The sequence below is a fragment of the Bacillus sp. FJAT-27245 genome, assembly GCF_001273955.1.
Lineage (GTDB): Bacteria > Bacillota > Bacilli > Bacillales > Cytobacillaceae > Bacillus_D.
Genome location: NZ_LIGI01000001.1, coordinates 3,453,286 through 3,477,734, shown reverse-complemented (window position 1 = coordinate 3,477,734; position 24,449 = coordinate 3,453,286). Strand labels below are relative to the sequence as shown.

At 44.1% G+C, this 24,449-nt stretch carries 21 protein-coding genes; 15 read left to right on the top strand and 6 right to left on the bottom strand.

The genetic code is table 11. The features are described from left to right. Positions 1-47: 47 nt before the first annotated feature. From ADU24_RS17095 to opp4C, 9 genes are all read left to right on the top strand, one after another. Positions 48-875, top strand: a complete 828-nt coding sequence (locus ADU24_RS17095) for a MurR/RpiR family transcriptional regulator (RefSeq protein WP_231689633.1) — start codon at positions 48-50, stop codon at positions 873-875. 16 nt (positions 876-891) lie between these two features. Next, the gene (locus ADU24_RS17090; protein WP_053367755.1) at positions 892-1,866 is read left to right on the top strand and encodes an acetylxylan esterase; all 975 of its coding nucleotides are present in this window, start codon (positions 892-894) and stop codon (positions 1,864-1,866) included. A gap of 1,052 nt (positions 1,867-2,918) precedes the next feature. Continuing rightward, complete coding sequence (locus ADU24_RS17080) at positions 2,919-4,124, top strand: quaternary amine ABC transporter ATP-binding protein (RefSeq protein ID WP_053367753.1); 1,206 nt, start codon at positions 2,919-2,921, stop codon at positions 4,122-4,124. 4 nt (positions 4,125-4,128) lie between these two features. Beyond that, the gene (locus ADU24_RS17075) at positions 4,129-5,856 is read left to right on the top strand and encodes a glycine betaine ABC transporter substrate-binding protein (RefSeq protein WP_053367752.1); all 1,728 of its coding nucleotides are present in this window, start codon (positions 4,129-4,131) and stop codon (positions 5,854-5,856) included. 400 nt (positions 5,857-6,256) lie between these two features. Continuing rightward, on the top strand, positions 6,257-7,228 hold the full coding sequence (locus ADU24_RS17070; RefSeq protein ID WP_053367751.1) for an ABC transporter ATP-binding protein: 972 nt from the start codon (positions 6,257-6,259) through the stop codon (positions 7,226-7,228). A gap of 13 nt (positions 7,229-7,241) precedes the next feature. After that, entirely contained in the window at positions 7,242-8,243 is a 1,002-nt protein-coding gene (locus ADU24_RS17065; protein ID WP_053367750.1) for an ABC transporter ATP-binding protein, read from the top strand. Beyond that, positions 8,209-10,101 (top strand): peptide-binding protein, encoded by a 1,893-nt coding sequence (locus tag ADU24_RS17060; protein WP_231689632.1) that lies wholly within the window; start codon positions 8,209-8,211, stop codon positions 10,099-10,101. Before ADU24_RS17065 ends, ADU24_RS17060 begins: the two co-directional genes overlap by 35 nt. A gap of 153 nt (positions 10,102-10,254) precedes the next feature. Continuing rightward, the gene (locus ADU24_RS17055; protein WP_053367748.1) at positions 10,255-11,220 is read left to right on the top strand and encodes an ABC transporter permease; all 966 of its coding nucleotides are present in this window, start codon (positions 10,255-10,257) and stop codon (positions 11,218-11,220) included. A 112-nt stretch (positions 11,221-11,332) separates the two neighbouring features. Continuing rightward, positions 11,333-12,151, top strand: a complete 819-nt coding sequence (gene opp4C, locus ADU24_RS17050) for an oligopeptide ABC transporter permease (protein ID WP_156324700.1) — start codon at positions 11,333-11,335, stop codon at positions 12,149-12,151. A 207-nt stretch (positions 12,152-12,358) separates the two neighbouring features. On the opposite strand, the gene ADU24_RS17045 is transcribed toward opp4C, so the two are convergent. The 5 genes from ADU24_RS17045 to ADU24_RS17020 form a co-directional block, all read right to left on the bottom strand. Then, positions 12,359-12,751, bottom strand: a complete 393-nt coding sequence (locus ADU24_RS17045) for a hypothetical protein (RefSeq protein WP_053367747.1) — start codon at positions 12,749-12,751, stop codon at positions 12,359-12,361. Between the two features lie 132 nt (positions 12,752-12,883). After that, positions 12,884-13,372, bottom strand: a complete 489-nt coding sequence (locus ADU24_RS17040; RefSeq protein WP_053367746.1) for a hypothetical protein — start codon at positions 13,370-13,372, stop codon at positions 12,884-12,886. A 177-nt stretch (positions 13,373-13,549) separates the two neighbouring features. Next, the gene (locus ADU24_RS17035) at positions 13,550-13,927 is read right to left on the bottom strand and encodes a hypothetical protein (RefSeq protein ID WP_053367745.1); all 378 of its coding nucleotides are present in this window, start codon (positions 13,925-13,927) and stop codon (positions 13,550-13,552) included. Between the two features lie 174 nt (positions 13,928-14,101). Beyond that, on the bottom strand, positions 14,102-14,701 hold the full coding sequence (locus ADU24_RS17030) for a hypothetical protein (protein WP_053367744.1): 600 nt from the start codon (positions 14,699-14,701) through the stop codon (positions 14,102-14,104). A 400-nt stretch (positions 14,702-15,101) separates the two neighbouring features. Continuing rightward, the gene (locus tag ADU24_RS17020) at positions 15,102-15,416 is read right to left on the bottom strand and encodes a YrdB family protein (protein ID WP_053367742.1); all 315 of its coding nucleotides are present in this window, start codon (positions 15,414-15,416) and stop codon (positions 15,102-15,104) included. A gap of 505 nt (positions 15,417-15,921) precedes the next feature. On the opposite strand from ADU24_RS17020, the gene ADU24_RS17015 reads away from it, so the two are divergent. Further along, a complete protein-coding gene (locus tag ADU24_RS17015; protein ID WP_331457066.1) occupies positions 15,922-17,184 on the top strand; it encodes a LysM peptidoglycan-binding domain-containing protein in 1,263 nt (420 codons plus the stop codon). 726 nt (positions 17,185-17,910) lie between these two features. Next, on the top strand, positions 17,911-18,486 hold the full coding sequence (locus tag ADU24_RS17005; RefSeq protein WP_197277522.1) for a competence protein ComK: 576 nt from the start codon (positions 17,911-17,913) through the stop codon (positions 18,484-18,486). A gap of 736 nt (positions 18,487-19,222) precedes the next feature. Here the strand turns inward: ADU24_RS17005 and ADU24_RS16995 are convergent. Continuing rightward, positions 19,223-20,155, bottom strand: coding sequence for a DUF3298 and DUF4163 domain-containing protein (locus ADU24_RS16995; RefSeq protein WP_053367737.1), 933 nt, complete (start codon positions 20,153-20,155; stop codon positions 19,223-19,225). A gap of 212 nt (positions 20,156-20,367) precedes the next feature. On the opposite strand from ADU24_RS16995, the gene ADU24_RS16990 reads away from it, so the two are divergent. The 4 genes from ADU24_RS16990 (at position 20,368) to pfkB (ending at position 24,237) form a co-directional block, all read left to right on the top strand. Next, positions 20,368-21,093: a GntR family transcriptional regulator gene (locus tag ADU24_RS16990; protein ID WP_053367736.1), complete on the top strand. Its 726-nt coding sequence runs from the start codon at positions 20,368-20,370 to the stop codon at positions 21,091-21,093. Positions 21,094-21,167: 74 nt separating this feature from the next. Continuing rightward, the gene (locus ADU24_RS16985; RefSeq protein WP_053367735.1) at positions 21,168-22,352 is read left to right on the top strand and encodes an SIS domain-containing protein; all 1,185 of its coding nucleotides are present in this window, start codon (positions 21,168-21,170) and stop codon (positions 22,350-22,352) included. An 81-nt stretch (positions 22,353-22,433) separates the two neighbouring features. Further along, the gene (locus ADU24_RS16980; RefSeq protein WP_053367734.1) at positions 22,434-23,312 is read left to right on the top strand and encodes a tagatose bisphosphate family class II aldolase; all 879 of its coding nucleotides are present in this window, start codon (positions 22,434-22,436) and stop codon (positions 23,310-23,312) included. Further along, positions 23,299-24,237, top strand: coding sequence for a 1-phosphofructokinase (gene pfkB / locus ADU24_RS16975; protein WP_053367733.1), 939 nt, complete (start codon positions 23,299-23,301; stop codon positions 24,235-24,237). The genes ADU24_RS16980 and pfkB overlap by 14 nt, the downstream gene beginning before the upstream one ends. Positions 24,238-24,449: the final 212 nt, after the last annotated feature.

The window sequence follows — 24,449 nt, the reverse complement described above, 5'->3', positions numbered from 1 at the left end:
CATCAAACTGTTAAAGTAAAGTTACGATAAAGTTAGGATGAACGATGATGTCTACGACAAGCACGACTCTGAAAATCAAAAGCTATTATACCAGCTTGACGAAAGCGGAAAAAAAGGCAGCGGATTATATCGTTGCGAACCTGAATGATATTATTTATTGCTCCGTAACCGAATTGGCTGAAAAAGCGGATGTCGGGGAAACGACTGTTTTGCGCTTGTGCAGAAAAATTGGCTTTACTGGTTTTCAGGACTTCAAACTGGCTGTCGCCCAAGATTCCGTCATGATGGCCCAGGCGGACGAAAGCGAGCCATCGATCATTAGAAAAACCACCTCCAGGCATGTGGAAATCCTTGAAGAAAGCAGACAGTTACTGGATGAAGAGCAGGTAGAAAAAGCGGTTCAAGCCATTCTTTCTTCTAAAAATAATTTCTTTTTTGGGGTCGGTTCATCCGGGCTGACCGCCCTGCAGGCAGTGAATGTATTCACACGAATAGGAATTGCATGCGATGCAAAGCAGGACAGCCATTTTCAAGCAATGAGCGCTTCCTTGCTGACGGAGGAGGATTGTGCGATTGGGCTTTCTGTCTCGGGAAGCACGAAAGATACAATCCGCAACCTGGAATTGGCAAAAAAGGCAGGCGCGAGAATTATTTGTATAACAAGCAATGGGAAATCGCCGATTACAAAATTGGCGGATATTGTTTTGTTAACTTCATCAAAGGAAGGGCCGCTCGAAGGCAGCTCAATCGTCTCGCAAATCGCTCAATTGTCTGTGATCGATATCTTGCATTCCGCGCTAATTAACAAGAGAGAGGACATTGCGCAAACCGCGCGCAAAGCCACAGCGAAAGCGGTATCAGATAAGCTGTATTAAGGACGGTGCTCATTTAATGGGGAGGCATGTAGGTGATTTTTCTTTAGAACAGCTGCGCTTGTATAAGCCGGAGCTGGTGAATAAACCAGCTGATTTCGACTTGTTTTGGGCTGGCGAGAAAGAGAGGGTGAAGAGGTCCGGCTTTCGTGTGGATGTTAAGTGGGTAGATTACCCGCTTCCTTTGGTGGAAGTTGCCGATTTGACGCTTCATAGCTGGGATGGGACGCCGTTAAAGGGGATTCTGGTGCGGCCAAAGCATATTGAGGAAGGGCCTGTGCTCCTGCAGTTTCATGGGTATACGGGCAGCCGGGGCTTGCCCTCGGAATGTTTAAAATGGGTGCTTCAGGGGATAACCGTGATCGCATTTGATGTAAGGGGCCAGGGCGATTCACCCGATTATGCCAACTACCCGAATGGCAGCAGAATCACTGGCTGGATGACCCTTGGGATTTTTGAAAAAGAAACCTACTATTATACAAATGTTTACCGTGACCTAATCGCTCAAATGGAGTGGATACAGGCTAGTGCGCCTGTAAAGCCGACTGTTTTTGGAATCAATGGTGCTTCGCAGGGGGGCGGGCTGGCCCTTGCCGCAGCCGGACTGGAAGAGAATGTTCAGTTTGTTGCCTGTGATTGGCCATTTTTGACCCACTTTGAACGCGCCCTGGACGTTTCCTTGTCCGGCCCATACATGGAGATTGTGAATTTTTTGAAATTACATAACCCGGAGAACAATCTTAAGGCGGATATTTTAAAAACGCTTGCCTATGTCGATGCCTTGCATTTTTGCCCGGCGATTCATGTGCCTGTATTGATGGGAATCGGCTTCGAAGATTCGACGACTCCTCCATCATCGGCATACTCAGCCTTTAACCATATCCAAAGCAAAAACAAAACGATTATCCCTTATCCCCAATACACCCATGAATCCAACCCCTTCCATGAAGAAAAGAAAATTGCCTTCATTTATGAACAAGTTTTTGGCGGGTAAGGCAGGGGAAGGGTTAAAAAACTTTGGGGACAAAAAGTACATAGAAAAAATGCACGAAAAATATTCGCCACTTCATTTTCAATGGAGTGGTGATTTTGTTTGTTAGCGGCTTGAAAACCTCATAGTCTAATCATTGGATGGTTTTTGCGATAAAAAAACATCTCCCTGTCCAAACATTGGGCGTCTTTGGACAGGCACCCCCTAGAAATTCACTTTGTTGTCCAAACATTGGGCATCTTTGGACAGGCACCCCCTAGAAATTCACTTTGCTGTCCAAACATTGGGCGTCTTTGGACAGGCACCCCTTGGAAATTCACTTTGCTGTCCAAACATTGGGCATCTTTGGACAGGCACCCCCTAGAAATCCACCTTGCTGTCCAAACATTGGGCATCTTTGGACAGGCACCCCCTAGAAATCCACTTTGCTGTCCAAACATTGGGCATCTTTGGACAGGCAATCCCTAGAAATTCGCTTTCCTGTCCAAAGATGTTAAAGCACCAAGCAGCTCTCTGTGTCCATATGAGAACAAGACTCGATTTACACAGGCAGGATAATTTACACTTCCGATGACGATGTTGTTCGCTTACTAAATCTTCATCTAGTGTTCGAGTGAGGGGTGATCGTTGCTTTTCGGTCACTAAGTTTTCAACCTTTGCTAGGGGAGAAGGTTTCTGCCATTCGAGGTATAAACTTGGTTTATGCTCGGGGTGTTTGCTTTATGTGTGAATGCCATATTTGGAGTGCTGCTTGTACGGGGGCTTGGTGTGTGAGCGTTGAAAGCAAGGGCTGGATGGCATGGACCAATTTTTCCAAAAATAAGATGATGTAAACGCTTTACCAAAATTTATGAGCTTTGAGACGAGAAATTCTTTTGGATTTCGTGTATAGTAGTAAAGGTCTTCGTAAGTACCAACTTTTACTCTTGGTATAAGTTGTCACCGAACGGCTCCTTCTCTTAAGTGGTGCTTTTCTACCTTCCCAGGAAATAAAACAATAAACAAATGGCAAAACTGAATACGATATGGGCAATTTTACATTAAGAGGTGATTGAATGAATCCCATAGTTGAAGTGAGGAATGTTTCCAAGATTTTTGGAAAGTCGCCTCGTGCGGCAATTGATTTATTGAAGCAAGGTAAGTCGAAGAGGGAAATTTTGAAGCAGACAGGGCAGACGGTTGGCGTGAATAAGGTCAACTTTGAGATATATCCTGGGGAAATTTTTGTGATCATGGGGTTGTCGGGCAGCGGGAAGTCGACGTTGATTCGGATGTTCAACAGGCTGATTGATCCGACAATCGGCGAGATTTTGATTGACGGTGAGGATATTGTCAAGATGAATGCTGCGCGGTTAAGGGAAGTGCGGCAGAAAAAGATCAGCATGGTTTTCCAGAATTTCGCGTTGTTCCCGCATAAAACGATTCTTGAGAATGCGGAGTACGGTCTGGAAATTAAGAAAGTGGCTGTGGAAGAGCGGCGTAAAAAAGCGATGAATGCGTTGGAGAGTGTCGGCTTGAAAGGGTATGAAGACCAGTTTCCATCCCAGCTGAGCGGCGGGATGCAGCAGCGGGTTGGCCTTGCCCGAGCACTTGCCAGCGATACGGATATCATTTTAATGGATGAGGCGTTCAGTGCGCTTGACCCATTGATTAGAAAAGATATGCAGGATGAATTGATTGAGATTCAGGAGCAATACAAGAAGACGATTATTTTTATTACCCATGACCTTGATGAGGCGTTGAGGATTGGGGATCGGATTGCGTTGATGAGGGACGGCAGCATCATTCAGTTGGGCACGCCGGAACAAATCATGATGCAGCCTGCGAATGAATTTGTTGAGAGGTTCGTTGAGGATGTGGATTTGTCGAAGGTGTTGACGGCTTCGCATGTGATGAAGCGGCCTGAACGGATTAGTGTCGACAGGGGGCCGCGTGTTGCCCTTGAGATTATGCGGAAGCAAGGGTATTCGAGTATCTTTGTCGTTGACCGCCACCGGAAATTGCTTGGGGCATTGACCGCTGAGCAGGCGCGGGAGGCGATTGACCAGAACAAGTCGATTGCCGACGTGATGACGACGGACATTCCGACGGTCACCGAGGATACGTTATTGACGGATCTGATGGATACGATGGCAACCTCGAGTTTGCCGATTTCCGTTATTGATGAAGAGAATAGAATTAAAGGGATTATTATCCGGGGAGCAGTTATTGGCGCTTTGGCCGGAAATAAGGATTCCTTGAACGAAATGGAGGGGGAATGATTTTATGAATATGTCGAAAATCCCTCTAGGAAAATGGATCGATTCTTTAGTTGAATGGATTACGGTCGCGTTTGCCGGCTTGTTTTCATTTATTACTACGGCAATCAATGGGTTATTGGATGCGATCGTTAATGTTTTAAGCGCGGGACCGCCGATTGTGGTCATGGTTGTGCTGGCGCTTTTGGTCGCCTATACGAGTAGATGGCCATTGGGAATTTTTACGTTGGTGAGCTTACTGTTAATTGATAATCTTGGCTATTGGGACTCAGCGATTCAAACACTTGCGATTGTGCTTGTGTCGGGATTTCTGACGATCCTGATCGGGATTCCGCTTGGGATCTGGTGTGCGCAAAGTAAAACAGTGCAAAGAATTGTTACGCCTATTTTGGATTTCATGCAGACGATGCCGGCGTTCGTTTACTTAATTCCTTCGATTTTGTTTTTTGGAATCGGGGTCGTTCCGGGCATTATTGCGTCGTTTATTTTCGCGATTGCGCCGACGATCCGGATGACGAATCTTGGGATACAGGAAGTGCCGAGAGATTTGATTGAAGCGTCGGATGCATTCGGGTCAACGAGCGGGCAAAAGCTGATGAAAGTTCAGCTCCCTCTTGCCACGCCAACAATTTTAGCAGGAGTGAACCAAAGCATCATGCTGGCGCTGTCGATGGTTGTAACGGCTTCACTTGTTGGTGCACCTGGGCTTGGGGCCGATGTTTATCGCGCAGTCAGCCAGATTAATGTAGGCCAAGGGTTCGAGGCGGGGTTATCGATTGTGTTTATCGCGATTATCCTCGACCGGTTCACGCAAAACCTGCGGAAGCCTGCATACGGGCATATTGTGAAGGGAAGATATGTATTTGCTGTTGTAGCAGCGCTTATTGTCGGGACGCTCCTTGTGCAAGGGTTTGCGAAGGAGAAGGCGATGACGGGTAATCCGAATGAGATTGGTGGGCAAACCCATTATCGGATTATCGGGATTGAGCCTGGGGCCGGCATCATGTCGCAGGCGAGCAAAGCACTTTCTGAATATGGGCTGGACGATTGGAAAATTGTTGAGGGTTCTTCGGCGGCGATGGTTGCAGAATTGCAGAAAGCGTATAAAAATAAGAAGCCGATTATTATTACCGGCTGGTCGCCGCACTGGATGTTTTCTAAGTTTGATTTGAAATATCTAGACGATCCGAATGGCGTTTTCGGCGGGTCGGAAGGAATCCATACGATTGTCCGGAAAGGGCTTGATAAGGATGCGCCTGGCGCGTATAAAATCCTTGATCAATTTTCCTGGGAGACGGGCGATATAGAAGCTGTGATGGTTTCGATTGAAGAAGGATTGTCACCGGCTGAAGCGGCTGAAAAGTGGATCGCCGACCATCAGGATAAAGTGGCGGAGTGGACGAAAGGTGCACAGAAGGGGAATGGTGAAAAAATCAGCCTTGTGTATGTGGCCTGGGATACGGAGATCGCAAGCACGAACGTGATTGGCAAGGTCCTTGAACAGCATGGCTACAAGGTCGCGCTTAGCCAGGTTGAAGTCGGGCCGATGTTTGCCGGCGTTGCAAATGGAAGCTCCGACGGAATGGTTAGTGCTTGGCTGCCAAGTACGCATCTTGAGTATTTCAATACGTACAAGGACGATTTCGTTGACCTTGGCATCAACCTGAAAGGTACGAAGAGTGGATTGGTCGTTCCTGATTATGTCGATATTGATTCGATTGAGGATTTGAAATAGGAAAGAAGGAAGCAGGGAACTCTGCTTCCTTTTTTTTGCGTTTTATGGGCTGATGAAAGCTGTGGTACTTTAAAGCTAATTAAATGTGGTTCGATAGCTACTTGGCGATCATCATAAAAGTTAAATGTTAGATTACTCCATAGATGATTTATCCAAAAAAAAATAGGAATAACAATTACAAAATCAAAAAGGACTTCACGCAAAATTCGTAAAAGTGTTTATTTTGTGATAATTTAGTAATACAATTATCATAATTTACTATTCAGAATATTATGGGGATTTATGATTACAATTAAATCCAACGACTCTTTTTTTAAAATTTTATTAGGTATACTGCGGCAACACGGCATTATTTCTCGGTGTACCTAACTATTACCTAACTAAAGTCGGGGGGAAGCAAATGGCTGCAAATGCATTATTAGAAGTAAAAAACTTAAAGACCTATTTTTATTTAGAAGACAAAAGGATAGCAAAAGCAGTAGATGGGGTTGATTTTTCCATCGCGCCAGGAGAAACGGTTGCCCTGGTTGGAGAGTCTGGCAGTGGAAAAAGTATAACCTCCTTATCGATTATGAAGCTTATAGGAAAACCGGGAAAAATTGAAGATGGCATTATTCATTTTTCCGGAAGGGATTTGGTTAAGCTTTCAGATAAACAAATGTCAACTGTTCGCGGCAGGGAGATCGGAATGATTTTCCAAGAACCGATGACAGCACTAAATCCAGTATTTACAATTGGCAATCAGATCATGGAAACGATTATGAAACATAAAAAAATCTCGAAGCAGCAGGCATACATAAAAGCGGTGGAGCTTCTCAAGATCGTAGGGTTCCCCAGGGCTGAAGCAACGATGAACGAATATCCCCATCAATTATCCGGAGGGATGAGGCAAAGAGCAATGATTGCCATTGCTATCTCCTGTGACCCGAAGTTACTCATTGCCGATGAACCGACCACGGCTCTCGATGTGACAATCCAAGCGCAAATCCTCGATTTATTGGATGAAATGAAGCGGAAATTTAATATGTCTGTATTGCTGATTACGCATGATTTAGGGGTTGTAGCAGAGTATGCCGACCGAGTCATGGTCATGTACGGAGGACAGATTGTCGAGGAAACTACGGTTGATGAGCTATTTTTAAAACCAAAACATCCTTACACAATTGGATTGCTAGATAGCTTGCCAAGCCTTGAAAAAGAGGTTGAGCGGCTTGGGGCGATTAGGGGCACAGTCCCCCCTGCACACAGCTTTCCAGTTGGGTGCCGATTTGCTGACCGTTGTCCGCACACAATGCCAAAATGCAATGAACGCAATCCTGAGTTAGCGAGTGTGGAACCTGGACATAACGTCCGTTGCTATTTGTACGAATAAGGAGGTTGAAGCGGTGTCTGTGATTGAGAAAGCAGAAACAAGGACTGATCAAGATTATATATTGCAAGCCAAAAACATTAAAAAGTATTTTCCAATTAAGGGCGGCGTTTTGAGAAAAACAGTAGGGCATGTAAAGGCTGTGGATGATGTCTCTCTGGATGTCCTGCGCGGAGAAACGCTTGGAGTAGTTGGAGAATCAGGTTCAGGAAAGTCAACCTTAGGCCGAGTTCTTTTAAGGCTGCTTGCTCCAACAGAAGGACAAATCCTTTTTGAAAATCAAGATATTTCAACACTTGGAAATAGACAGCTTCGTCCAATCCGCCGTGATATGCAAATTGTTTTTCAGGATCCCTACGCCTCATTGAATTCTAAAATGAGTGTACAAGAACTAATTGAAGAGCCACTAATCGTTCAAACAAAATTATCAAGAGCCGAACGACGGGACAAAGCGATCGATTTATTAGAAAAAGTCGGTTTGCGCCCGGATGACCGCTTAAAATATCCACATGAGTTTTCAGGTGGCCAGCGTCAAAGAATTAGCATTGCACGGGCATTGTCTCTTAATCCGAAATTTGTTATTTGTGACGAACCAGTTTCGGCCCTTGATGTTTCCATCCAGGCCCAGGTACTGAACTTAATGGCCGACCTGCAAGATGAGTTTAATTTAACCTATTTGTTTATTGCCCATGATTTAAGTGTTGTAAAGCATATTAGTGACAGGGTTGCGGTTATGTATTTAGGCCGTATAGCAGAAATTGCACCTAAGAAATCCCTCTATGAAAAGCCACTTCATCCCTATACAGAAGCATTATTATCTTCAGTTCCATCTACAGATGTCCGACATAAGAGACAAAAAATAATTTTAAAAGGAGACTTGCCAAGTCCTTCTAACCCGCCTACCGGCTGTGCATTCCGAACTAGGTGCCCAAAAGCCCATGAACGCTGTGAACTGGTTCGTCCGGAATTAAATGAGGTTGGAAATGGTCATTATGTCGCTTGTCATTTGTACGAATAAGTTTTGGAATAGTGTTTTGAAGATTGAAGTTATTTATAGGGGGTGGTGCTCCTACTCTAATCGTGCTTCCGTTCTATCAGGTTTATTTTTAAAAAATAAAGGGGTGGTTGGATTGAAAAGAAGGAAAAGTTGGCTGCTTTTGCTAAGTTTTGTACTCGTGTTGGGAGTTCTCGCTGCTTGTTCAGGGAAAAAGCCCACATCTGGTAAGGATGATAATGCAAAGGGCGAACCGAAAAGTGGCGGAACGATTACTGGGGTTATGGATACCGCGCCTACCGGTTTATTTAACCCTATTTTCTACACAGAGGCGTATGAAAGCAATATCCTTTCTTTTACACATGAAGGATTGCTTTCCCAGGATGAAAATCTTGGATTCATTCCAAACCTGGCAAAAGAGTGGGAATTCAACGATGACCAGACGGAAGCTACATTTAAGTTAGAAGAAGGGGTAAAGTGGCATGATGGTGAACCGTTCACGGCAGATGACGTCGTGTTCACTTATAAGACACTTGCCAGCCCTGGCTACGTAGAAGCAGGTGGGGTGCGTGTAAATTACGTTGAAAGGTTATTAGGTTACGAGGAATTCTCTACGGGTAAATCCCAGGAATTCCAAGGTGTGGTGGCAGTTGATGAGCATACTGTAACGTTTAAATATGCTGAGCCAAACGTGATGGCTCTTCCGGATGCAGCTTTCCCAATTATTCCTGAGCACGTATTCAAGGATATCCCTGTTGCGGACATTCCACAGGCTCCGGCCTCACGCAATCCAAATGAGGTTGTGGGCACCGGTCCTTTCAAATTTACTGAAATGGTTGAAGGGGAGCAATATGTACTATCAAAGCATGCTGACTACTGGAAAGGCGAGCCTAAATTAGACCGTGTCGTTTGGAAAATTGTTGACCAAGCGGTTATCTTAGGATTACTTGAAAAGGGTGAAATTGACTTTGTAGCCGACCCTAACGGAGTACAGCCTGCAGACTATGAAACAGTAGCTGATCTGGATCATGTCGAGATTATTGAACAGCCGGATTTCGGATATCAAATTATGGGAATGATGATGAACCACCGTGCAAAGGGTGATACTGCAGTAGATCCATCAAAATGGACTGAAAATAAGAAGATATCAAATAAGGAAGTGCGTCAAGCCATTGCTTATGCTATCGATCGTAAAGGCATCATCGATGGTTTACTCTACGGACGCGGTTCAGTACAAAATTCACCAATCGCGACTCAATTCTGGGCTTATGACGGAGAAGCTCCAAACCAATATAAATTTGATCCGGATAAAGCGAAAGAATTACTTGATAAAGCAGGATATGTGGATAAAGACGGTGATGGGTTCCGTGAAGATCCACAAGGGAATAAATGGGTTCTTAATATGAACTATCCGACTGGAAACCAAATTCGTGAGCGTTCTGCCCCAATTATTGTCGAGTTCCTGGAGGAGGTAGGTATCGATATCAATCTTCGCCAGCCTAAGGAAACAGCAGCTTACTTTGAGGATCTTGAAAATAATAGCCAGGATTGGGATCTTTACCTAATGGGCTGGAGCCTAAGCAGCACTGATCCGGATCCGAGCGGATTGTGGGCTTCAACCTCTGGATACAACTATCAGCGCTGGATCAATCCGGACTCTGATAAGCTATTAAAAGATGCGGTCAAGCCTCCTGATGCGTTTGAGCAGGATTACCGAAAGAAAGTATACAGTGACTGGCAAGTATTATTCGGCGAAGATATGCCGTCTCTCATCCTGTATGCACAAAACAGTATATGGGCACATAACAAGCGTCTACAAGGTATCAGTGTATTGCCATCTACATTCATAAATGACCCTCATCTATGGTATGTAACAAAGTAAGAGGATAGACAGGAAGAGCGTTCGGGCTAACGCCGGACGCTTTTCTGTTAAATAAGTGGAAGCGGGGAAGCGGCGCTGAACTTTAGCATCTATGTTCTGTTCGCCGATGCTGGGAAATTTTGATGCAGTACCTAATAGAATGGAGGGGGAACATTGTACAAATATATCATTCGGCGAATTCTGATTTTTATCCCGATGCTTATCGCCCTGACCATTATTGTATTTGGACTAATAAAGGCCGCGCCAGGTGATCCGCTTACAGGCAGGTTAATGAATCCTGACATTGACCCGGAAGTGTTTGAAAGGCAAAGGGAAGCGTTGGGTTTAAATGATCCGGTACCGGTTCAATATTTTCATTGGTTAACAAACGTCGTTCAGGGGGATTTCGGAGAGTCCTTTATTTATAGAGGCCGCGATGTAGCGACATTAATCGGGGATCGGCTCGCAAATACGTTTTACCTCGGTATTTTTACTCTTTTTATTACAATTATCGTTTCAATACCGATTGGCATCTATTCCGCGCGAAATCCTTATTCGCCATTTGACTATGGTGCGACTACCTTCGGATTTTTTGGCCTGGCCGTTCCGAACTTCTTCTTTGGGCTAGTCGCTATTTACCTGTTTTCTATAAAACTCGGCTGGCTTCCTTCACATGGATCGGTTTCACAGCCTGGCTTGGAGGGCTTCGAGTTATTCAAAGATAAACTAAGCCATTTGATTTTGCCAGGATTAACGCTTGGGTTGGGTGGAACTGCTTCATATATGCGCTTTATGCGTTCTGAAGTACTTGATGTTTTATCAAGTGATTATATTCGAACAGCAAGAGCAAAGGGAATGACCGAACAAAACGTCTTATACAAACATACCCTCCGCAATGCTTTAATCCCGATCATAACCCTTTTAGGCTTTGAAATTGGGGCTTTATTAAGCGGGGCTGTTATTACTGAAGGTGTATTCCAATACCAGGGTATAGGCACTTTGTTTATCAATTCAATTGGAAACCGTGATTACCCGGTTATTATGGCTATTAATCTTCTGCTTGGGTGTACAATATTGGTAGGAAATTTATTGGCAGATATTTTTTATAGTATTGTAGATCCACGAATCCGCTACGATTGAGGTGAAAACGTTGCAACCAAATACCGAGGAAACACTGGAAACACCCTTAACCGATGTACCGAAAAATGTGGTAGCTGGGAAAAGCCCTTTTCAAATTGCATTACGGCGTTTTATGAAAAATAAGCTTGCCGTAGCAGGGGTGATTATCCTTTTTCTAATCGTGGTGGCCGTATCTGCGGCACCCCTTTTAACCGACCATAGCCCAACGAAATCCAATTTATTATTGATTGAAAGGCCGCCAAGTGCCGACCATCCATTAGGGAATGATAGTTCCGGCCGTGATATTCTATCCCGTTTATTATATGGCGGCCGAATCTCTCTTATTGTTGGATTTAGTGCGATGATTTTCACACTTATTATTGGTGTAACGTTAGGATCTATTGCGGGATACTATGGCGGTAAAATAGATGCTGTCATCATGCGATTTACAGACATGATGTTAATGTTGCCGTTCCTTGTTCTCTGTTTAACCATCGTTGCACTGCTTGAAAAGGTTACAATCGGGATATTTGTTACAATCATTGCTCTTACGGCATGGCCAAATCTAACAAGGATTATCCGAGGAACTTTTCTTTCTCTAAGAGAACAGGAATTTGTGCTCGGAGCGAGGGCAATCGGCGCCAGTGATTTGAGAATCATTTTGAGGCATTTTATCCCTAATGCGATTGGGCCAATTGTGGTAAATGCAACATTAATGATGGCAACTTACATTATTATTGAATCAGGTCTAAGCTTTATTGGCTTTGGGATACCTCAGCCAACACCTACCTGGGGGAATATGATTTCCGAAGCGCAAAGCTTACGTATTTTACGAAATAGCCCAAGTGCGTGGATACCGCCCGGTTTGTTAATTCTGTTAACGGTATTGTGCATTAACTTTATTGGGGACGGGCTCCGCGATGCTCTTGACCCAAAAAGTAATAAAAGATAAAAAAAGATGGTGCGAAGATTAACGGGTTCGGTTTTGAAGTACAAAATTTGAATTAGCAGTGCTTTTCGCACGGTTATTAGCAGTTGAATTAGCCGACACATTAGCAGTAAAATTAGCACACAACAAAGCTTGAAGCCATTATGCTTCGAGCTTTCTTTATAGTAGTGCGTTGCTCAACTAAAGCACCCGTTTGTTTAATTGCTTATATTATTTATTTTGTAAATTTTTTGTTATTAAGTATTTTTCTGTGGAATTAAATACAGCGTGATGAAGGTCGCCGCCATTTCCTTTATATTCTTTTCCATCTTCATCGAATATGATGAATTTATACCCTGAATTGATGTTTTTATGTAGTCTCATTCCAAGTCCCTCAAAGTGTATCCAATCGAATATTTCTTCTATATTAAATAGTCTAATACCATCTCTATAAACTTCTTGGGGTGCAAGGATTGTTTCTTCACCAGTAATTTTTCCACCGATAGACCATTCTTCCCCTCGATAGTTATAAAATTGATAAGCATATGTTTCTCCATTATCGTATGGAGGTTTAAACCCTAATTCCTTTAATCTTAAAACGTGTTCTTTTTCTAAATAAATCAAAAATTAACCTCCTTTTGTAATAAGTGTTTATTAAACAAACCTCCCTGCACCGTTTGTACAATAAAAACTTCAATAAAAAAGGGCTTTTATCCTTCCTGGATTAATACCCCTGTTAGTAACCTTGCCTTTATCCTACAACGTATAATTTTTTCTCAATGAAGGCAATACTTTTTCCTCGAAGTTTCCTTCATTGTTTTCATTAATGAACATTGCCACAAATTCCTCGTTCTCAATGTTTTCGTCGTCAACAGTGTGTTCTGCCACACGAATCTCAAATTTATGATTTTCAATATCCTTGTCAAAAGATGAGATCACATAAAGAATAAAATTGAATCCTTCCTTTTTTATTATCCTTATTAATTCTTGCGGATTGCTTGGATTAATCCAGGAAACATTATTATGGTATGAACCACCAAATGACCAGTAGTCACTTTTAAATACAGTTCTGTTTATAATAAATGACTTCCATTCTTCTTCTTCCCATTTTAAATTCACTTCAAAATAAGGGAACAAAATGAGGTCGCCATTTTCAAGGAAATTGTATATAAACTTTGCTGTTTCTTCTGTTCCCAGTTCGAATTTTTGAATTGTGAAATGCGGCGATTTTCCAACTAACTTCATTTAACCACCCCAATATGTAAAAGTTCTCGTTTCTTGTAAGGCTAATTTGCCACGTTGTTCAAAATAAGGAATTCAACAAAAGGTGCCTTAATCCTTCTCGGATCAAAGCCCTCGTTACTTTAAGTGTAATTCTTCACATAATAGAAGAAGTGTTCTCCCTATTTCACGGAGATTAATTTAAGATGACGATACTTGTTTAATGAACAATTGTTTATCTAGGAACAAAGGTATAATTGGAATTAGTAGTTTCATTCCTTTAAATGGAGACCCACATAGTAGATGAATAATTTCCCCTGCATTTATGTCAAATTCGTATATCTCGCTTTTATTCCAATCGACCTTTAAATAATTCTGATTCTTTCCTTGTTCAACTGGTAAAATTATTTCTTCTTCATCCCTAATGACACCTACATATTTATTGTTTAAATATATTTTGAACTTTCTTAGCTTATTAGCAAATTGTGATTTTCTTTTTAAATGAATAGAACATTTTGTCTTACTGTACAAATTACTCATAAATTTCACCCTTTCAAAGTAAATCCATTTATTCTTCATTTATTGATTTATTCCTTCTATTACCAAACAGCCACGTTAGCTCAATAAAAAAACAGGATTGCCCAGTAATCCTTTGTTAACGAACCTGCCCGTATGTTTAAGTGCATTTGTTCGGAAATCAGGTTAATTACTGGAATCCTGCTCGTTATTCAACATGGTACTCATTAAAAAAAATCAGTAATAATGCAAAATTATTTTCGTTAAAGTTTCCTCAATTGAATTTCCTTTATTTTTATACAGTTCTTTTTCAAACTCATCTATTGGAATAATTATATTTTCTATCCCTACCAAAGTGAAAGGTCCAAAGTTCGGTTTATAGACAAATTCCACCACCACAATATTGTTCATCAATTCTCTTTGGCTTAAAAAATACAGCATGCTAACTGCTTCACGTGTTACGACTTCTTTAGATCTGGAATTAATGTCATTTACCCAATTAGTATCAGTAAAAGTAATCTGAATTAATTTATTCTCCCCTGTTTGGGAATAAGGTAGCAAGATCCTTTTATCTTCTAAAAGTAATGTATTTAAGTAGTCTTGATTGAGAGTAAATTCTTCAACTGTTTGTATTTTATATCTGCCTTCATACACTACATTTAAATCATCACTTATCTGTTGAAGACTTTTATATTTTTCACCTGCTGAAGTTACTGAATGAAACCATACTCTAATGTCTTGATAATGCCAAACAGTATGAAAAATCAGGATAGCAGATAGGATTAGTAAAGCATTAAGTTTGCTCAGGCTTATTTTTCCACTTTTTTTCGAGTTCACCTTATATAGTCTCCTTTTTGCAGTTGAAATTTAAAATGGTTTATAAGCACTGCTACCGAATCCTTCTTCAATATTCCTGCCACGTTTATTTAATAAAGGATTCAATAAAAAAGGGCGAAAATCCTTCCTGGACTACGCGCCCGTTTGATAAAAGCTATCACGCTTTCTTCTGAATTAAAGTTATTAAATAATACATTTGTGAAATTAAAAACGATAGTAGAAGAATAATTACTGTTCCAATCGTGTAAACGGCTTCCTCTGCTGGATTGCCCCCACCTTTAAATATGGAATTAAATATGAAAAATAGAAATACACTTGCAATTATAGTTAAGAAGAAGATTCTACTGGATGTTGACATATAATCTCACCTACCTAAATATCGTTTAAAAGGCCACTTTTACTATATATTCATAAAATAAATAAGTATCGATATTCCAAAAGCTATGATGCCATATATTAAAGCTAAATGCGTATGTCCGAGACTATATAGGATATAGCTTGCTGCTGAAAACAGGATTAGCTCTAAAGTAAAACCGTAAAAGCCTTCAAGCTTATAAGGTGCATTTGGAGAGCCCAACATAGCCCAAGTGATCGCTACCACTAAGGGAATTCCAATCGCTCCAATCATTTTCCCTTGCTGAAACCCCCAGGTACCGAAAATGATGAGAGCTACTATTTCGCAAATAAATCTACTTGCCATTATAAGTAGTATCATTACCAACCTCCTATTATCTCGTTACTATTCTGAAAGAGTCCGTCTCTAAGTCCAAATCCGCTAACCTGTCCGTTCACATGAGTGCATCTTTTCACAAACTCCTTCATATCCACAAAATATTTTAACATATATATCCAATAATTTATTGTTTGGTTCATTTTTCTCTCACTAAATCACACAGCATCCAATCATTATTTCAAACCCTGTGATTTACTATGTGAATTTGGGCGAATTGAGCGTAGCCTTGGACAGCCCCGCCTTGTAAATTCACTTACCTGTCCAAACATCAAGCGTCTTTAGACACCAAACTCACTGAGGGTGGGCGGTCGCTGTTTATGTGGGGGGGAAGCGGCCGCGGTTTTTTGAGGGGTGGAAGGTGGCCAGGGTGTAGTTAATGGCTGGATGGTTGGGGCGGGGCTTGTGGTATGGGCCGATTTTTCGAAAAGTGGGGTTGGTTCTGGCGGGTTTGTTCATATGATGGTGTGAGGGAGGTGAGGGGTTGGGGGTGCATGTTGTTGGGGCTGGGGAGGTTTTGTGGCGGATTGCGAGGAAGTACGGTGTTTCGGTTGAGTCGATTGTGGCGGTGAATGGGCTGGCGTCTGCGTCGGTGATTGTGCCGGGGCTGGCGCTTTATATTCCGGATGGGGGTATGGGGGCGCGGGTTTATCGGGTTCGGGCTGGGGATGTTCTTTGGAAAATCGCGCGGTTTTTTGGGACGACGGTTTCGGCGATTGCGGGGGCGAATCCGGGGCTTGATGTGAATCGGCTTCGGATTGGCCAGGTTCTTGTTGTGCCTTCCCCGGTTAAGTTGGCGATCCGGACGGTTGGTTTCCTGGTGCCGTCCGGGGGTGCGGCGGATTTGGGGATAATCGACCAGCTGGCTGGGCAGTTGACGTATGTAGCGGTTGTGAATTATTCGATTACGGCCCAGGGGTATGCTTTTGCCGAGAGGGATGATTCGGCGATTGTCGCGAAGTGCAAGCAGGAAAGGATTGTGCCGTTGTTGATGATTCGGAATATGACGTCGAGTGGTTTCAGTGCGGAGCTGGCGGGGAGTGTGCTTGGAAATTCAGCGTTTAGGGAAAATTTGGTGGCGAGTATTGTGAATCTGGCGTCGAGCCGCGGGTTTGGAGGCGTGAGCCTTGATCTGGAGTTCATCCCTCCGGCGAGGCGGAATGATTTTTCCCTGTTCTTGCGGGAGTTGAAGAAGCGATTGGGCTGGCTTCTTTTGCATGTGAATGTGCATGCGAAGACGGAGGATTTGCCGGCGAATCGGATTGTCGGGGCGTATGATTATGCGGCAATTGGGGATGTTGCCGATTTGATGGCAGTAATGACGATTGATTATGGGTATCCGGGCGGCCCGCCTGATGCGGTTTCTCCGATTGATTGGGTGGAGCGGGTGGTGGCGTATGCGGTTCGGCTGGTGAGTCCGCGTAAGCTGGTGATGGCGATGCCGCTGTATGGTTACGACAAGGTGGCGCCGACGAATGCTACCAGGGGATTGTCGGTGCTGGCGGCGCAGAATCAGGCGATTTCGCTGGGTCGGTCAATTTTATTTGATGCGGCGGCACAGTCCCCATGGTATGTGTACCGGAGTGGGACGGAGGAGCATATTGTTTGGTTTGAGGACATTCGGAGCTATGTGAAAAAATACGAATTGATTGACGAGTACAATTTGGCGGGGGCAACGTATTGGCAGGTCGGCCTCTCCGCTCCGCAAAATTGGGCGTACGTGGCCAGGGAGATTGCTGTGGTGAAGCGGTGAGTGGGCCCTTTTTTCAACAAAAAAATGTGCAGAGTGAAATTTTTGTGAAATTGCCATGAATTTGTAAAAATTTGTGATTTGTTCTATAAAAATTATTGTTTGTACTTTTTAACGGGGTTGTGGGTGATTTGGGCGTATAGGGGTGTCTTAATTTATTGTGGAATGGGCTTTTTTGGTGAATGGTGATAATAGTATACAGATATAATGGATTATTGGCAATAGTTGGTTGCTATTTGGGGGATTGGGGCTTTTTTAGGGGAGTTGAAATTAAGAAGAATAAGGAAGAAATGGGATTTACTTGTCAAAAGATTTGGTTCATACTATGGGGGGAAGGAGGGGTGCGTTGCGCTTGTTCTTCTGTTCCGTGAAGGCGCGATAACTCTCCTGGCTGAGGCCGATTGCATCTTTGACTTTGATTCGATGGAACCGGGAATACTCCGATCCACTGACAGCAGGTCTGGTTCCGACTAACCATAGTAGACATCATGAAACGGCAAATCGTTCCTTTTCCATTTTGGACAGTAGGGCATTTCGTTGGTTTTTTTGATGTCTTTTTGCTTTTTTGGAAAAATGTTTTGGAGGTGGTGTTTATGGCGTCAGTAGATAGAACAAAACCCCGGGAGTGTGTCGTGGCAGACGGTCCCGAGGTGTTGTGCAGTTGGGTATGCCAACTATTAGTTAGTATACCCCTTTTGGAAAAAAATGCAACCGAATTGGGGGATTCCAGTGGTTATTTGGTCGAGGTATATGATTAATGTGAATACAGTTGGGCTTCGCGGTGGGTTTTATGGGGACGGGGATAAAGGGGCGTATGTGTTGGATGGTGAGAAGCAGTTGGTGGTGGGGCAGCCGCCGCGGGTGATTATTGATGCTACGTTGAAGAGTTTGGGGTTTTGCAGGGATGGTGCGGTTTCGGGGTCGAAGCAGTTGCTTGGGAAGGGCTGCAAAATGCTGCCGCTTACGATTAATGCGCCGCTTGGGATTTTCATGTTGCCGACGAAGGCTTATGATCGGCCGGATTGTTTTTGGCTGTCGTTGATGCATATTCAGGGGACGGACCGGTTGGCTAAAAATGGGACTCGGGTTTTTACGAGTTTTGGGCATCAGATTGATTTGGAGATTAAGGAGAGTTTGTTTATTGGGAAAATGGACAAGGCGCGGCGACTGAGGGAGCTGGTTACCCGGAATGCGCAGCAGCCGCTCAGTTTTTGCCTTGAGCAGAAGCCGGGGTTGACGATTGTTGAGGAAAAAGGGGTGTATCGGGTGAAGGATGATGAGGAGGAAGAGGAGGAAGAGGACTGAGGTAGTGGAGCGGCAGGGGCGTAAAAGATGGAGGTATAAAAGGGTGGCACTTGTAGTTCATTTGAGTTGTTGAGGAAGTGTTTGGTTGCAGGACAGAACGATATTGGCAACTGGCTTGATCGATTTTGAGTTGGTGAGCAGTTTAGCTGGCGATCATGGTGATTTGTATAGAATATGAGTTTGAGAAAGCCGTCCGTTTTCGCGGGCGGCTTTTTGTTGGTTCTAAAAAGAATTTTGACAGTAAACTGTGGTGTTGTTTTAGGGCGGGAGATGAAATTTTGTCCTTCAAAGACCGTTTGGCTAGGCGAAGTTAAAATACTCCTCCAGTGAATAATCTGAAAAGCGAGACAATCAAAGCAAACCGGATTATCCTTCGAATTATTCGTCCTCTAAATCGTGTTTCCAATACAAGAGAATCACTGCCGGCAGATACAAGGGTACCTCTAAAAGTGCCTGCCGTTGTAGTTACTTCTACATCTTGTCCTATAAGACTATAGGCATGCTGTGCAAAACTTCCGTCATACATCCTTTTCACCACCTCTCTTGTTATTAGGAAATGCAGCTTAACATGAAAGGCTTGGACATTTATTCTATTGGGGTAATAAATATTTTTAAAAAATCATCAATTTAAGTGAAGCAGGGGACGGATCTAGTGTTTCTTTTTTGAGCAGGGGTGGGAGAGGGGGTTATAATTGATTTGGAAAAATCCCCCGAAAGGCCGGGGGATTTTGACGTGTTATTTATAAATTTTGGATGGTACGTTTACTTCCGGCAAACCGGCGGCATACGGGGCGACTTCGTATTCCTGGAATTTCAGTACGATGCCGTTTGGAGTGAAGTAAAAGGGAGTGTTGTTGCTGAGATTTAAGCTGATGGGTTTAAAGCTGTACTCTCGTTTGTTCAATTCGCTTAAAGCGTGCTTGCTGATTTTGGAGAGTGCAGTTTTGCTTCCAGCGGCCTGTTGCAGGTAGATTTGGTCGCCTGTTAATGTGTTAAAGTTGTAGCTCTTTACAACAATCATGCCATGGGCGCCGCCTGTGTATTGGTATTCGTACATGAGAATGCTTAATAGGTTGTTTTCGTTGTGTCTTATTTCATAAAAGGTGCGATGTTCATAGCTGTATTGGTCGTTTTCAAAGGCGGTGACTGGTTTGCCGTGTTGTTTCAGGTATATTTGGCGGTCTGCTTGTTCCTGTTTTTCCAGCTCCAGATACCCCCGGTACGAGTGGCGAATGTGTTTTTGAAGGGTTTCGTTGATTTTGTCCTGTGCGGTTTTGCTGATTAGCTTTGCCACTTGTGGATATTCAAGGATTCCCTGGTATTTGTGTTGGTCGATTTGAACTCCGAGTGCTTGGAGCTTTTCTTTTGAAGGGGTTTGGTAGTTGATTTTATTGTCGCGGTGGACGAACAAGCCGGCTCCAACATTCAGCCTGCCTGGTGCGAAGGAGTAGATCCGGTACATTTCGCCCGGTTTCAATACTCGGACTACGGTGATTTTTCCGTCGGTTTCTGTCAGCAAGTTCGTTTCTTTGACAATTGTAACAAGGCCGATTTGCCCTTTTTTCAGCTCGCTCCCGTTCCACATTACCTTAGCGGAAGCTTGGTGTGGTGCGGTGATGCCAAAAAGCAGTGCTGACGACAAAGCAAGTGTGACTATACGTTTTTTCATAGTTGCCTCCTATCGATGTGCTCTTGGATATCATAGCATAGATTGGTAGGCGGGGATAATTTTTACTGAGGTGGGGCAGGGAGGCTAGGAGGTAAGGGATGTGTCTGGCACCTCATATCCCGAATGAAGACACACATAAGACCACTTTACAAACAAACTGAAAAGTTTTAAAGTGGTAATGACCACATTACCACCAGTTATGGGGGAAAGCGATGAAAAAGATTGATAAAGGAAGCAGGATGCCGCTATATCTTCAGTTGATGGATATTTTGATTGATGAGATCGAGAACCGGCTGGGTGAGGATGAGCAGCTTCCATCTGAACGTGAAATATGTGATAAATATGAAGTTTCCCGAACGACGGTCCGCCAGGCAATCAATGAAATGGAGCGGGAAGGGCTGATTTATAAGGTTCATGGAAAGGGGACGTTCGTTGCGCCAAAAAGGGTGAAGCAGGATCTTGTAAAATTCTATTCTTTTACAGAGGATATGAAGAAACTTGGAAAGAGGCCTGTTTCAAAAGTATTATCTTTCGAGGTCACTGGAGTCGATTCCAATATAAGCAGGAAAATGAACATTCCGGCTGATTCCATCGTCTATAAATTTACCCGGCTGCGGATTGCGAATGATACGCCGATGATGCTTGAGGAGACATATGTTCCACAAAATCTTTTCCCGGGCTTGACGAAGGAAGAGCTGGAGAGCACTGCCCTATATGATATTTTTAATGAAAAGTACAACGTTGTAAGTGATATGGCGGATGAATATTTTGCTCCTGTCATGCCCTTTGAGGAAGAAGCAAAGCTTCTCAACATGCCTGCAACTATGCCCTCATTGAGAATCGAACGTTATACGTATAGTAATAATAGGATCATTGAGTACTCGAACACGATTGCCAGGGGAGACCGATTCAAATATCACGTGCGCCTAGAAAAATAAGTCTAGGTGCGGACTAACTGGTAATTACGTCATTACATCATTACATACAATGATAATGATTAGGAGTGAACGATATGGCAATTGAAGAAAAAATAAAACTGGAAGAAACCAGTGGAGGAACGTTAACAGCGAGTGAAATCGCTCAGCAGCCGAGGCTATGGCGGGAAACACTGAATCAATTTACAGAACGAAAAGCCGAACTGCAGAATTTTCTTCAGCACAAAGTGCATGTACAGGGTGCCAGGATTGTTTTCACAGGGGCGGGAACTTCAGCATACGTAGGTGACACGGTTGCCCCCTGGTTGAGGAGGCAGCTATCCAACCAGGTCGATTCAATCGCCACGACGGATATTGTCAGCAATCCGTTGAACTACCTGAAGCCTGATGCCCCGACAGTGCTCGTTTCCTACGCCAGGAGCGGGAACAGCCCGGAGTCGCTCGGAACTTACCATCTTTCGAAAAAATTGATTAAGAATCTTACCCAGGTCATCATCACCTGCAATAAGGATGGGCAGCTTGCCAAGGAAGCGGAAAAGGATCCTGACTGCCTGCTCCTGTTAATGCCGGAGGAGTCGAACGACAAAGGTTTTGCGATGACGAGCTCGTTCAGCTGTATGTACCTCGCTACGCTGCTCCTTTTTAAGCTTGATGACCTGGAGGGCTATCGGAAAAAAGTCCTTTTGGCCGCGGAAAATGCGGAGCAGATTTTGAAAGAGAGGCAGGCATCGGTTCTTGAGCTTGCCGAACTGGGTAAGAAAAAGGTCGTTTATCTCGGTTCCTCGGCATTGAAGGGTCTGGCGCAGGAAACTAGCCTGAAGAATCTAGAGCTTTCGGCGGGTAGAATTCCGACGTTTCACGAGTCCGTCCTTGGGTTCAGGCACGGGCCAAAGTCGATTGTCGATGATGATACGCTTATTTTCATGTTCATTTCAAATGACGCTTACACCCGGAAATACGAGATTGATTTTTTAAAAGAGTTGAAGAATGACGGCGGCTCCAAAACGATTGTCGCCATTGCCAATAGTCCGGATGTGGAGCTGCTCGCGAATTGTGAATGGGCACTAATTGTTCCTACTCATGATGGCATTCTGCTTGAAGATGAGCTTCTTGCTCTCAATTATGTCCTCTATGGCCAGCTTTTCGCCCTATTCAGCTCGCTCCGCCTTGGCGTCACGCCGGATAATCCAAGTCCCTCGGGAATGGTGAACCGGGTTGTCAAGGGCGTAACAATCCACGAGTTTGAATACAGTGGAGAATAAGCTCTTTTGCGAGGAGAAATACCCGGAACCAAAATGAACAAGCAATTTTTTTAAAATTGAACACACCGGAGGAATAAACAAATGGCCAGCACCATAAAGGTCTGCAATAGCATTGTCAGCACAGCCGATATGTTCCGTAAAGCGCAGGAAGGAAAGTATGCAATCCCTGCCTTCAATATTCATAATCTTGAAACATTTCAGGTTGTCATAGAAACAGCGGCACGAATGAAATCGCCAGTCATCCTGGCAGGTACGCCGAGTACAATCACGTATGCTGGAGGCGACTACCTCGTTGCGCTTGCTGACACGGCCGCCAAAAAGTATGACATTCCGATTGCTCTCCATCTCGACCATTTTGAAAGCCTTGAAGAAATCAAGACATACATAGGGATTGGCTTCAAATCAGCCATGATCGATGCCTCCCACCATTCGTTTGAGGAGAATGTAAGAATTGTCCGGGAGGTTGTCGACTATGCCCATCAGCATGGAGTTTCTGTCGAAGCTGAATTGGGTCGCCTCGGTGGTGTTGAGGATGATCTTGTTGTCGATGAAAAGGATGCGAAATTCACCAACCCGGAACAGGCAAAGGAATTTGTTGAGCTGACCGGCGTCGATTCCCTTGCGGTTGCGATTGGTACGGCACATGGCCTTTATAAAGGGGAACCGAAGATTGACTTTGAACGGCTTGAAGAGATTCGCTCCCTCGTCAATATCCCGCTTGTCCTCCATGGGGCATCCGATATTCCCGAGGATATGGTGAAGCGGGCGATCGGGCTTGGCATTTGCAAGGTCAACATTGCGACTGACCTGAAGATTCCTTTTTCCAATGCGGTTAAGGAGTATTTTATCCGGCATCCGGAGGCGAATGATCCTCGGAATTATATGGCGCCTGGGAAAAAGGCGATGGAAAAGGTCGTTTGCGAAAAAATAGTGATTTGTGGCAGCAATGGCAAGGCATAGCGTTTTGACAATCACGCTGAATGCATCGGTTGATACGTATTACCGGCTGGAAGCGCTGACAATTGGCGCAATTACCCGGACAGCCAATCCAGTCAGAACGGCTGGGGGCAAAGGTTTGAATGTGGCTAGAGTTTTGAAGCAGCTCGGCATAGATGTAACAGCAACCGGATTTGTCGGTGGAAGAAACGGTGATTTTATCCGGGCTGAGCTTCGGAAAGCCGGGATCAAGGATGAGTTTATCGAGATTGAGGGTGAAACGAGGCAATGCCTGGCGTTTATGGATCGTTTGAAAAACCAGACGGAAATCCTTGAAGAGGGCCCGCTTATATCAGAGGAAGAGCAATTTCTTTTTAAAAAAGAGGTCGGTCCGCTGCTTGAAAGGAGTGAAGTCGTCTCAATCAGCGGGTCTTTGCCAAAAGGGACTTCGCCCGAGATGTATCAATGGATCATAGAGGAGGCCCGAAAGCGTGGGAAAAGGGTCTTGCTCGATACTAGCGGCAAAGCGCTCGTACACTGCCTTCCGTATGCACCGTTTCTAGTCAAGCCGAACATGGAGGAACTGGAGAAGCTGATTGGCCGAGAGTGTGCTCGGGATGAGGACGTCTGGGCGGCCATGGAACAAATCGCTGAAAACGGGATTCAAGTCGTCATTGTCTCAAATGGCGGGAAAGGGTCGTTTGTTCTCCATAACGGGGAGAGATTGAAGGTTTCACCTCCCAAAATTGAAGCCGTCAGTTCGGTTGGCTCTGGCGATGCCTTCGTCGCCGGTTTTGCTGCAGGGCTCATTTACGGCAAGTCCATTGGGGAATGCGTTGCGCTTGCCACCGCATGTGGAACGGCAAATGCGTTGGAAGAAAAAACAGGCTGCATCCAGCCGGAATTGGTGGATGGCTTGCTTGAAAAGGTCAACGTGGAGCACGTATGAAATTCGGTCGGGCATTCTGTTTATACCGGTACGATAATTTCGTTTGTCCGTCTGAATTATAGGTGCCTGACACTGGTCAGCACGTCCGAATTATAGTTGCTTGATACTGGTTTACATGTCCGAATACGAGGTGCTTGATCGGCGATAGGGGGGGATGGCCTGAATTCAGGCAGTTTTTTTCAATAATTGTCTAATTCTTCGGGCTTATGCGC